The following is a 12,924-nucleotide window of genomic DNA, read 5'->3' as shown; positions in this document are numbered from 1 at the left end:
ATTATAATAAAACTGTCAAACTTATGACGGTTTTATTAGCTATTTTTTAATTAGTGACTGTAAATCACAGTTATTACTGTAGAGTTTGAATGTTGAGGACATGTTTCACCATTCAAGTCAGTAAGGTAATTTGATAATTGATTCTGTGACATATTATTAGCTATAGTTTGACTAACTTGAAGAACTTTCCCACAAGAAGTTCTGAAAGGAAATGCACTTACTACCCCTGCTATTAATAATGTAATTAATAAAACTGTTTTTTTCATAATTGTTTTTTTAAATCGTTGATAATTAGTTTTAAATTTGAATTAAAAATATCAAATAATTCAACCCAAAGGAGAATTATTTTATTATGTTAAATGATTGAAAATCCATCATTTAAACGAATTAAATACATATTCAATAAAAAATCTTGAACACTTGAATGTTTATAAAAAATAATTCGTAAAAAGATTTTATTATCCGAATAAATTATTATTTAAAAAATTGCAAATGACAGAATACACCCACCAGGAATTAGTAAAAATTATATCTTCCAATGCTGAGAAAATAAATTCCAACATTCAAAGAGAAGAGAAAATCGCAATAGAGATTGAGCAAGCGATAACACAGCTTGAATATAAAATTACAGAGCTTAAAACGATGCACATAGAGCCTGATTTAAGATATTTAAATTCTTTTTACAAGACAAAGACTGAAGAAAACATAAAGCGTCTTAATTCGCGATTACTGGTTCCGCGCTTGAGTTTATATGTATGGATTTCTTCTTTCGCAATGCTTATCATCAGCTTTGGAGTCTTCTTTTTCGTCTACTCCAAAACTGCAGAAGCAAAAGCAGAAACTCAGAAAGAATATAAGGAACAAATTCTGAAAAACAATATGATCATCTCCAAAGAAAAGGGAGAACTTTTAAAGGATATGGATCTCTGGTTCAAAAATGATCCACAATCAATCCAGAAATTTATCCATTGGCGGCACAACCAGAAGTAAGTCACCCAATTGATAAAACATAGATATAAAAAAGCGCCTCAGAAAATCTGAGGCGCTTTCGGTTAATTAAAGGTTGTTATATTTTAGTCTACATGTTTTGTAGTAAATCCATCTTCACTTAGCTCTCTATGCACATAATCAGCTTTCATTTCAGTTTCATAATCTACTTTTTCATGTTTGCCCATTCTTCTTAAGATAGAGTCAAATAATGAATAAACTACCGGTACAATAATTAGCGTCAGGAATAATGACGATGTCAAACCACCGATAATTACCCAAGCTAATCCGTTGTTCATTTCTGCTCCGGCACCTTTTGCAATTGCAATCGGGATCATACCGAAGATCATCGCAATAGTGGTCATAAGGATCGGACGAAGACGTGCGTGGTTTGCCTGAATCAAAGCATCATGCGTACTTGCACCCGCCTCTTTTCTCATATTCGCAAAGTCGACAATCATAATGGCGTTCTTCGCGACCAAACCAATCAACATGATCATCCCCAGCATCGTAAATATGTTTAATGAATTTCCGGTGATGGCAAGAATCACCATTACCCCGATCAATGCCAGAGGGATGGAAAATAATACCACGAACGGATATACAAATGAGTCATATAATGAAACCATTACCAAATAAACCAATACAATAGCAGCCATCAATGCAATCCCTAAAGTACCGAAACCTTCGGTCTGGTTTTCCATATCACCGCTCCAGATGTAGCTTACTCCTGCCGGTTTGGTCTTTTCGTTGTCCATAAATTGAGCAGCCCATTCATTGGCAACATCCCCTACAGGACGACCTACTACTTTAGATTTTACCTTTACAGAAGGTGCTTTATCTCTACGCTCCAACAAACTTGGTCCTGAACCCATTTTTACTTCTGCAAACTGGCTCAATCTTACCTGCTCTCCTTTAGGATTGGTAAACATAAGATTTCTTACATCTTCAATAGATTGTCTGTTCGCATCTCCAAAACGGATATTAATATCATATTCATATTCTCCAGCTCTGAATTTTCCGTCTGTATTTCCGTTAAATGCAGTTTGCATTGTTTGTCCTACACTAGAAAGATTTAAGCCTAAAGAAGCCATTTTATCTCTGTCGATATTCACCTGTACTTCAGGACTTCCAGCATCAGTTGATAATTCGGCATCTACAGAACCAGGAACTTTTTTAAGTAACTCAAGAATTCTGTTGGCCTCTTTATTTGCTGTTTCATTATCCTGAGCTGTCACTACCATTTCAATAGGTGCATTATCTGCTCCCATTAATCCAATCGGTGCCGTTTTAAATTCAACTCCTGTGAACTTTTCTTCTAAAGCTCTCTTGATTCTTGCAGACTTGATATCTGTACTTTCGTTACGCTCAGATTTATCTACCAAAATCACCTGAATCTCTGACTGATACAATGTAGCCTGTGCCCCACCAAAACCTGATGACTGCTGACCAACTGTCGTGATCATATCGACAACATCTTTGTCTTCTCTCAGATATTTTTCAACGGCAAGAGTAACCTGATTGGTTTTTTCTACAGAAGCATCTTTTGGTAATTCCATCTGAACAAGGAATTGTCCTCTATCCATTTTAGGGAAGAATTCACCTCCGATAAATCCAAATGCAACCAACATAAATGAAGAGATCAAAATAATAAATGTTATAATAACCGTCATTACTCTTCTTAATGTCGTTTTCAAACACCATTCCAGAATTCCTGTAATCCAGTGTGTGAATTTCTCCAATTGCTTTTCGAACCAAAGAATAAACTTCTCAAAAGGGTTTTTACCTGAAAGGTGTACCAATTTACCATATCTTGAAGATAACCAAGGAATAATCGTAAATGACGCCAATAACGAGAACATTGTCGCAATAACTACGGTAACACAGAACTGTGCCAGGATATCAGCAACCAATCCTGAACTCATTGCAATTGGTAAGAATACCACCACAATTACCAATGTAATCGCCGTTACGGTAAATCCAATTTCCGAAGCTCCATCATATGCCGCACGAATTCTGCTTTTTCCCATCTCCATGTGACGATAAACGTTCTCCAAAACTACAATCGCATCATCCACAAGAATACCAACCACTAATGAAAGTCCCAGTAAACTCATCAGGTTTAAGGTATACCCCATCAGATACATTCCAATCACCGTTGCAATCAATGACATCGGAATAGAAACCATTACGATAAATGCGTTTCTGATGTTATGAAGGAACAATAACATTACTACCGCTACCAGGATAATCGCTAAGAATAAATCGAAAATTACATGGTCTGCAGCTTCAAGCGTAAAGTCTGTTGTATCATCTACAATATTTATTTTAATCGCCTGAGTTTTATAATTGGTCTGAACATCAGCGATTGTTTTCTTAATTAATTCTGAAACTGAAACCGCATTGGCATCAGATTGTTTTTTAACCTGAAGTAAAATCGTTGAATTCTGGTTATATCTTGCCACTTTCTCTACATCTTTCTGTGTATCGAAAACGGTTGCAATATCAGATAAACGAACCTGAGCTCCATTTTTATTGGAAACGACAAGGTTATTCATCTCCGCAACATTTTTATACTTTCCAGAAAGTCTGATCGTAGATCTTGAAGTCCTTGTTTTCAAAGCTCCCGTCGGGAAATCCAGATTGGAAGAAAGAATTGCCTGCTGTACATCTGCAATAGCAAGACCGTATCCCTGCATTTTCTTTTCATCTAAATTGACCTGAATTTCTCTTTCCTGCCCTCCTACAAGGTCTACCTGAGCAACACCGTTTACACGGGAAAAAATAGGCTCTATTTTTTTATCTAAAAGATCATAGAGATCTTTATTATTCAGTTTATCACTGGAAATACTCAAAGTCATAATCGGAAGATCATCCAATGAGAACTTTTGCAAAGAAGGAGGATCTGCATCGTCAGGAAGATCTGCCAAAATAGCATTTACTTTTCTCTGTGCATCATTCAAAGCATAGTTTACATCGGCACCTGTATTCAGCTGCACCATGATAACTGATAAACTTTCGTAAGATGAAGATTCTACTTTTTTCACGTTTTCCAAAGAACCAACAGCATCTTCAATTTTTCGGGTTACCGAAGTTTCAACCTCAGCAGGCGAAGCTCCCGGATATACCGTAGAAATGGTTACCATATTGGTTTCAAACTTTGGAATCAACTCATACCCCATCATGGAGTAACTTAATAAACCACCCAGCGTAAGTATCGTAAATAGTACGATAACCAGCGATGGTCTTTTAATGGATATTTCTGCTAACTTCATCTTCTGCTTACTTTACGATATTGATTTTCGAACCATTATCAAGGTTAATCTGTCCGCTGGTAACTACCTGCTCCCCTCCATTCAGTCCGCTTAAGATCTGAACTTTGTCACCGTATACTTTTCCGGTCTGAACCTTAATTAATTTAGCAGTACCATTGTTTACAATAAATAACTGACCTGAACTTACTCCGTTTACAAAAGCTTCTGCAGGAACAGTCAACATATTTTGGGTTTCCGCACCATGATTGGTTTTAAATGTAGCCGTTGCATACATCCCTGCTTTTAAATTTCCTTTATTCTGAACCTCAATTTCTACCGGGAAATTTAAAGTAGCATCACTTTTAGGAGCAATAAATGTAATTCTACCACTGAAAGAATCTTCTGGTAAAACGTTCACATTAATTGGAACCTCCTGACCAAGTGCAATTCTGCCAATCTGACTTTCATCTACCAACACAGAAAGTTTAAGGCTGTTGATATTAACGATTTCAAACATGGAAGTTCCTATAGAAACTACTGTTCCCGGCTCAACCATTTTTTTATTGATCGTCCCACTGATTCCTGCACGGATACTTGTATCATTTACTCTTACTCCCTGAGCTTTAACAGCAGCCTGCATATTTTTCAGCTGTAATCTTGAGTTATCAACCTGTTGTTTTGTAACTCCACCTGTTTTGTATGCGTTTTCATAACGTTGGTTGTCAATGATTGCATTCTGTAAGTTGTTTTGAGCCTGGCTAACATCAACTTCGATAGCATCTCTTTTTATGGTTGCTAAGACCTGACCTGCTGAAACTCTTGAACCTTCTTTAACCAAAACATTTACAATACGTCCTGCAATTTCAGAAGACTGGTTCATTTCCTGTTTTGGAAGAAAAGTTCCGTTGGCTGAGTAGTCTGTATCAATATTTTCTCTTGTAACGGTTACAATATTAACGTTGATTTTATCTACCTGCTTGGCAACCTCTTGTACTTCCTTAGTCTGCTTTTCTTTGTTACCGGCAATCTTATAAGCGGCTAAACCTACAAGTACAGCTGCTACGATGATATATATTAAAGTTTTTTTCATTTTAGTTTATTATAAGTTTTGTAGTGTGTTTAGTTCACCCTTAGCTTTTATCAGCTTGATCTCTGCCTGTTTGTAATCCAGCAATGCATTAGAATAGTTCTGTTTTGCCTGCGTCAAAGCATTTTCAGAATCCAATACTTCTGTAAGGGTTGCTAAACCATATTGATAGTTTGCCTGAGTATTCTTCTGAACTCTTTCTGCAAGATCTACGTTATCTTTCATGCTCTGGATATTGATAATGGAATTTTCCATATTTGAAATCGCATTTTTATAATCCAGATTTAAAGTCAATTGGGTATTCTGAATATCCAAATCCAAATCCTGAATGTCAATTTCAGCTTGTTGTATCTTAGCTTTTGTAGCTCCTCCCGTAAAGATCGGTACATTAATATTTAATCCTATTGCTGAATAGTCACTCCAAAGTACCCCATTGCTCAAACCATTGGTAAGAGGAAATTTTTTCCCTGTAGCTGCCCAGGCATAATTGGCTTGCAGACTTACGGTTGGATAAAGATAGGCTTCTGTCGCTTTTTTATTGAACACAAGAAGTTCTCTGTTCTTATTCTTCACTTTCATCTCCAATCGGTTATTGAGGTCCACATTGCTGATCATTAGCTCAGGTCTCGGTTCAATAGTTTTTTCTTCGAGCTCTATACTGGAATCAATGGGAACTCCCATATAAAACTTCAAAGCATTTTTTGAAAGTTCAACTGAATTGATCAGCTGTTGTCTGTTTGATCCAATATTTGTCAACTGTACATTGGTACGATCAAGATCTATAGATTTTGCCAGCCCATTGTCTACAAGACTTTTGATCACATTTCTTACTTTTTCAGTATTTGTATAGCTTACCTCAACTGTTTTAAGATTTTCTTCCTGTACAAATACCTGATAATAAGCTGTTGCTACATTTTCAATAATCTGTTCATTGGTCAGCTGAGCATTCAGGATGTAAAATTCTCTTGTTGACTTTGCTGCTTTAAGGCCGGTAAAAACTCTTTGATCAAATATTGCCTGTTGAACATTTACCCCTGCATTAGTACTCCAGGGCTGTCCCAGCTGAGCAGTTATTCTCTGTCCACCAAACTCCAGTAATGATTGCTGGATAATCGGATTGTAAGTTAAACCTGCCGTACCGGTTATCTGAGGTAAAGCTCCTGCTCTGGCCTCATCTATTTTATATTCAGCTTTTTTGATCTGTAAGGCTGCTTTTTTAGCTTCTGCCTTATTCTGAAGTGCCTGCTTGATGGCCTCTTGCAAGGAGACCTGCTGTTGTGCAGATACTAATGAAAAGCCGAAAATCATAAATGCTGAAGCTATCCCAATTTTTAGCTTTGTAGCAGTTATACGTTTTCTATTCATAATTTTATACTTCGTTTATTTTTTTACTTAATTTTTTTCAGTCATTATTTATTTCTAAATGACGAATTACTTTGAGAAATACTTTAGTTTTTTTTAGTTTTTGAACAACATATTGATAATAATCTCTTTTCGCTCAGAAATTATCTTATCATATTCTTCATCATTAATTAACAAATTCTCCATAAATAATGGTCTTATGGCGCTTGGGAACACCAATAACGACACCATATTCAGAATAAACTGAACCGGAGCCATTTTCTCAATATTTCCCAATTCCATTTCTTTTTCGATATCACTATACATCTCGTTCAGGATATCTTCTTCAATTTCTCTGTGATGGCAGGTCCCTTTATTGATCTGTGATACGATATACGTTTCCAGATACGGGTACTGAAGACTTGTAGAAAGACTGCTTTCTATAAATTTGCCGATCTTTTCTTTAAAAGGCAGATCAGAATTCTGAATGATCTTCGATTTTTCCTGCTCTACTCTCTGCGCATCGTCAAAGATGATCTGGATAAGCTTATCTCTTGAACGGAAATAGTAATTAATAAGGGTTCTGTTCACCCCTGCTTCATCTGCAATCTCCTGCGTAGTAGCATCAAATTTTCCTTTCACAAAGAACAAATTCTTCGCTGTCTCTTTGATCAATTCCTGTGTTTGGTCTTTTTTTGCTTGATTTGACATTTTTGTTAAACAAATTTGTGCAAATTTATATTAAATTTTATTTTTGACAAAATTGTTAAACAAAAAAATTAAACATTCATTTTATGATATCCATCATATTTTTTGAATTTAACATTGTGATTACTTAATGTCTATCGAGAAAGCTATTTTTATATCTTTGCCGCAAAATTAATAACCTGATGAAGAAAATTCTTTCGCTGTTCTCGGTTTTGAGCGCAGTCCTTCTATTTTCACAAAAAAAGATTACTGACAACAACTCCTATTATTTCTACGAAAACAAAGGCCAGATTATTGATCAGGACGGGAAAGAAAATAAAGATGTCAAATATCTTTTCCATTCTAATGGCCTGAATGTACAGCTTCGTTCTAATGGTTTTTCTTATGATATTTATGAAACCAAGAAAACGGCAAATCCTAATTTTTCAAAAAAGACAGAAAATACAGTTTCAAGCCCCAGTCATTATAATATTGATGAATATATTTATGAAAAGCTTATACACAGAGTAGATATTGAACTTGTAGATTCTAATAAAAAAGCAGCCATTTCATCAGAAGGAAAATCTTCTGATTATGATAATTATTACAACCTGCCCAATCATCCAAAAGGAGTAGCCAACGTTTACCGGTATCGAAAAATCCGATACAAGAATATATACCCTCATATAGATCTGGTTTTCTTCAAACCCAACGACACGATAAAACCTATCGAATATAATTTCATCATCAATCCTGGGGGAAAAGTTTCAGATATTAAAATGAAATTTAATGGGGCTCCTACTCTGATCAAAGAGGGAAAACTAACCATGAATGTACGTTTTGGAGAAATCTATGAAAATATTCCTAACAGCTGGATTATGGGAAATACAAAAACAAGCATTGATGTTTCTTTTAAAAATCTTGGGGATCGTACTTTTGGATTTAATGCTCCATTGAATACTTCTGATAAAACAATTATCATAGATCCTGTACCTACAAGGATATGGGGAAGTTATGCAGGAGGATATGGAGAAGACTACGGGAGAATCAAAACAGATTCTCAAAGTACAGGATACTTATTTGGTACAACCAATAGTAGTACTAATTTTGCGACATCCGGCACCTATCAACAAAACGTGGCCGGCGCTCTTGATGCATTCCTGATGAAGCTGACAAAAAATGGACAAAAACTTTGGGGAACCTATTATGGTTTTGGATTGACTGATGTATTTGCAGATGTAGATTTTGATGAAAGCTTTAATATTTATGCTGGTGGAACCGTTCAAAGAGGGCAATACAATGAAAATATTATTTTAGTAAAATTTAATAATAACGGGAGTTTTGCTTTTCAAAAAGAATTTGTTTCAAGCAGGCAAAGCAAACTGTATACTGTTTCTTACAATCAAAATCATGTATATATTGGTGGTGATTCCTTTAGCCTTGACTTTCCTACTGTCAATGCAATGCAACCCGCAAAGTCAACGCCTATCGGATATACAGATGGTATTTTAGCATCTTTAAATTCAACAACTGGTAATATTGACTGGGCAACATATTTTGGACGAAGTGACGGCTCTACTTCTATTTTTCAGATTCTCTCCTCGAGCATTAATCTTGAAATAATTGGAGCAACACAATCTTCAACCATTCCTATGGTGAATGCTTTTCAGCCTTTAAAAGGAGGTGAATCAGACGGAATATATCTCAGACTCTCAAAATCAGGAAATAATATTCTCAAATCAAGCTATTATGGGAACGCTGGCTCAGAACAAATATGGAAGGCGGGAATTGTAAATAATACTTTAATTCTCCCAGGGAGGTATACTACGACTGCTTTTCCCATGGGACAGCCAGGAATATGGCGGGTAAACTTAGCCACGCATGCTATTACAAAAAGCTATTTCGATTTTACAGGTTCTTTTCAATTATTGGCATATCCCGACACTTCCGGAAACGTTTTTTTTACAGGACTACATTCAAGTGGGCAGCCTGACATATCTACTCCCGGAGCATATATGGGTATGCCTGCAATGTATAATGCTACATTTTTAATTAAATACAGTCCAAATGATGTAAAAGAATGGGGTACTTATTATACAGGAAACGGTGCTACACAGCAAGGAGAAGTTACAAAAGATAATGATGGAGCAATTTATCTGACGGGAATGTCAGGTGGAAATACATCTGGTATTGCAACAACCGGTACATTTCAGCAGTCACCTGGAGGTGGAAATGATATTTTCATTGCTAAATTTCAGGATTGTACTTCATCAGCTGTTGTTACGTCTAATTCTCCCGTATGTCCTAACCATACAATCCAACTTAATGCTACCGGAGGAACAACATACAACTGGACGGGTCCAAATGGTTTCACTTCTAACCAGCAAAACCCAACTATCCCTAATGCAACAATAGCTCATGCAGGCACCTATACATGTCAGGTTTCAGGATCGGGAGCCTGCGACGGCACTTTTACAGTAAACGTTGTTGTGGGTGACAATATCGCTCCGGTTCCGAATATTGCTACTCTAGCAGATATTACAGGAGACTGTCATACCACAATTACCAATTTCCCTGTTGCTACAGATAACTGTGCTGGTACAGTTACTGCAACAACTACAGACCCTTTATCTTATTCAACTCCTGGAACCTATATCATTCATTGGATATATAATGACGGAAATGGAAATACAGCTACCCAAAATCAGAATGTGATTGTAATATCACCCTCTCTTCCAACTGCTGTAAATATCCAGCAAACTTTCTGCGCTACCAGCAACCCAAAAGTTTCTGACATTCAGATCACAGGGCAGAATATCAAATGGTATGACACCGCAGGAAACATTTTACCGGCAACTACTTCTCTTGTTAATGGACAAACCTATTATGCATCTCAGACTATTAATGGTTGTGAAAGTAATAAAACAGCTATTCAGGCCACAGTAAACAGTACTCCTAAACCAACAGCAAATGCCAACCAGGATTTCTGTGCTTCTGCCAATCCTACTTTGGATAAACTAGTTGTAACAGGAAACTCACTGATATTTTATAATGCAGCCGGAGCTGTAATACCTATGACAACTCCTCTTGTAAATGGACAAACATATTACGTAACGCAAACATTAAACAACTGTGAGTCTGAAAAATTGGCTATAACCGTGACTCTATCTATAGATAATGTTCCCGCTAAAGATGTTACACATGTACAGTGTAATACTACTACTGCCACTTCAATGGTAGTCAACCTTCATTCGTATGAAGCGGGTATTATTAATAATCCTGGCGGTTATATTTTCACCTATACGGATACGTCAGGAAATCCTATTGCCAATCCTTCAGCGTATGTGTTAAATGTCGGAACAACCCTTCTCCACGTTAAAGTAGCAACTCCAGACGGATGTTTTAAAGTTGTCAGACTCAATCTTACCCTTAATCCCAAACCTTTTGTTCAGCTTCCTAATCAACTTGATTTCTGTGAAGGAAAATCGGTCATTCTGGATGCAGGACCTGGGTTCAAATCTTATGAATGGAATACCGGAGCAACCACCCCAACTATTACAGTATCTACTCCGGGAACTTACACCGTGAAAGTAACCAATGTTTTCGGATGTGAAAGTACCAGTTCTACTCAGGTAAGCTATTCTGTTTTAGCCCATATTGTTTCTGTGAATATTACCAATAATACAGCAACAGTTATTCTTTCTCAGAGTGGAAACTACGAATTCTCTTTAAATAATTTCACATGGCAGGATTCTAATATTTTCACCAATCTAAATATGGGAGAATATACGGTGTATGTAAGAACAAAATCCGGATGTATTATCGGGCAGAAAAACTTCTCGATATTCAATATCCCTAATGCAATCAGTCCTAACGGCGACGGAATTAATGATACATGGAGAATAGCCGGACTGGAAAACTATCCTGGAACAGAAGTATATTTATATGACAGGAAAGGAGCTATAATCTATAAAGAAGTCATTAAAAAGAAACCTTTCCAATGGGACGGAAGATATGAATCTCAACCCATCTCTACAGGAAATTACTGGTATACTATAAAAGTTTCTGACGGAAGAATCTACAACGGATGGCTTCTGATTAAAAACAGAGAGTAACAAAAAAACGAGCAGAAATTTCTGCTCGTTTTTTATTTTATAATAATTTGATCTTATCTTCCAAAATATCGATAACCTTATCTCTATATAGTCCACCGATCGCCTTTTTGAAGTTTTTCTTACTCATCTGAAGTTCAGCCTGAATATCCTCAGGAGAAGATTTATCTGAAACATACAGAAGTCCATAATTTTCTTCCAGCTTGTTCAGGATTTTCTGCTTGAACTCGTCAATATTTTCAAACCCTTCCGGCTGTAAGGAAATATCTATTTTCCCGTCCTCACGTATTGTTTTGATATACCCGTTTTCTTCCGATAAAGGATATAGTTTTTTGAAAACATCTGAAGCGTATATCAAACCAATGTACTGTTTGTTGATGATAACGTTCCAGCCCAACTCACTTTCATTCATCATGATCAGGTCTACCTTATCTCCTTTTTTGAACTCAAGATCCTCATATTGCGGGTTTCTCTTGAATTTTGTAGTTCCTGTGATCAGCTCCATATCTTCATCTACATAAAGATAAACCAGATACCTTTTTCCTTCTAAAATTTTGGTTTTCTGCTGTTTGTAAGGGATAAATAAATCTTTAATGATTCCCCAATCCATAAATGCTCCGCTCGGAAGACTTTGTACGCAGCTCATTACTGCAAATTCTCCTACTTCTGCCAATGGAATTTCAGTAGTTGCCTTCAATTTATCATCATCCTGATACACAAAAACTTCAACCTCCTCGCCTATTTCTTTTTCATTCTGAATGAAAATTTTAGGCAGAAAGGCTCTTTCACCGGATTCGTCCGCGAGGAACCATCCTGAATTAATTTTTTCTGAAATTGTTAAAGTTTGAGTTTTTCCGAGTTGCATTGATGATAAAATTAGCTGACAAAGGTACGGAAATTTGAAGATGCCAACCTAGTCAATACAACTATAATCTTTTGAAGATCTTTTTTAATCTTTAATAAAGGTTGTAAAACCTGTACATTTGAACAAAAAACAAAACATGAAAAAACATTTCATTCTACTCCTCCTTCTCTCTGCTGCCTTTTCAAAAGCTCAATTATTGGAAAAAACAGCAATTAACCTTTCGTACCGGTATACCGGAAGAAATGTCCTGCAGGCAGGATTAGAATATAGATTCGGTGAAACCTATGATGGATCTATTATTTGGGGACCTTCCTTACTCTACACCCATGTCAATCAGACGGACAAATTCATTCCGGAGGTGAATATTAATTTTATCCGCGCCGGACTATTGTTTGGAATATCAGGCAATCCGTATTCATTGGAACCAAGGGTGGGATTTTCATTATTTAATGCAATCTTTCTCAATACAGGATACGCTTTCCCTATTCATAAAGAAAAGTATTTTAAAGGAGTAACTTTTGGAATACAATTCAACATTACCCCGAAATATTCAAAGTTTTATGACAAAATGAAACTTATGTAAAAAATAAA

Annotated in this window: 9 protein-coding genes; 3 read left to right on the top strand and 6 right to left on the bottom strand. The window is 36.2% G+C overall.

All coding sequences use genetic code 11. The annotated features are described in order from the left end of the window. Nucleotides 1-50: 50 nt before the first annotated feature. Nucleotides 51-266: a hypothetical protein gene (locus AC07UM_RS15445; protein ID WP_494683999.1), complete on the bottom strand. Its 216-nt coding sequence runs from the start codon at nucleotides 264-266 to the stop codon at nucleotides 51-53. Nucleotides 267-492: 226 nt separating this feature from the next. Between AC07UM_RS15445 and AC07UM_RS15440 the strand changes: the two genes are divergently transcribed. Continuing rightward, entirely contained in the window at nucleotides 493-990 is a 498-nt protein-coding gene (locus tag AC07UM_RS15440) for a hypothetical protein (protein ID WP_494683998.1), read from the top strand. An 83-nt stretch (nucleotides 991-1,073) separates the two neighbouring features. Here the strand turns inward: AC07UM_RS15440 and AC07UM_RS15435 are convergent, their stop codons facing one another. From AC07UM_RS15435 to AC07UM_RS15420, 4 genes are all read right to left on the bottom strand, one after another. Beyond that, nucleotides 1,074-4,262: an efflux RND transporter permease subunit gene (locus AC07UM_RS15435; RefSeq protein ID WP_494683997.1), complete on the bottom strand. Its 3,189-nt coding sequence runs from the start codon at nucleotides 4,260-4,262 to the stop codon at nucleotides 1,074-1,076. Nucleotides 4,263-4,269: 7 nt separating this feature from the next. Continuing rightward, nucleotides 4,270-5,331: an efflux RND transporter periplasmic adaptor subunit gene (locus AC07UM_RS15430; protein ID WP_494683996.1), complete on the bottom strand. Its 1,062-nt coding sequence runs from the start codon at nucleotides 5,329-5,331 to the stop codon at nucleotides 4,270-4,272. A gap of 9 nt (nucleotides 5,332-5,340) precedes the next feature. Then, entirely contained in the window at nucleotides 5,341-6,693 is a 1,353-nt protein-coding gene (locus AC07UM_RS15425) for a TolC family protein (RefSeq protein ID WP_494683995.1), read from the bottom strand. Between the two features lie 93 nt (nucleotides 6,694-6,786). Further along, on the bottom strand, nucleotides 6,787-7,380 hold the full coding sequence (locus AC07UM_RS15420) for a TetR/AcrR family transcriptional regulator (RefSeq protein WP_494683994.1): 594 nt from the start codon (nucleotides 7,378-7,380) through the stop codon (nucleotides 6,787-6,789). A gap of 179 nt (nucleotides 7,381-7,559) precedes the next feature. Here AC07UM_RS15420 and AC07UM_RS15415 point away from each other — a divergent pair, with 179 nt between their 5' ends. After that, entirely contained in the window at nucleotides 7,560-11,471 is a 3,912-nt protein-coding gene (locus AC07UM_RS15415; protein WP_494683993.1) for a DUF7948 domain-containing protein, read from the top strand. Between the two features lie 37 nt (nucleotides 11,472-11,508). Here AC07UM_RS15415 and AC07UM_RS15410 read toward each other — a convergent pair whose 3' ends face one another. Then, entirely contained in the window at nucleotides 11,509-12,333 is an 825-nt protein-coding gene (locus AC07UM_RS15410) for a CvfB family protein (protein ID WP_494683992.1), read from the bottom strand. Nucleotides 12,334-12,469: 136 nt separating this feature from the next. Between AC07UM_RS15410 and AC07UM_RS15405 the strand changes: the two genes are divergently transcribed. Next, nucleotides 12,470-12,916, top strand: a complete 447-nt coding sequence (locus AC07UM_RS15405) for a hypothetical protein (protein ID WP_494683991.1) — start codon at nucleotides 12,470-12,472, stop codon at nucleotides 12,914-12,916. The last annotated feature ends 8 nt before the right edge of the window (nucleotides 12,917-12,924 follow it).

The organism is Chryseobacterium sp. GW821-FHT04C04 (genome assembly GCF_059420365.1).
Note: the sequence above shows the minus strand (reverse complement) of the source record. Positions and strands in the feature narration are given on the sequence as shown.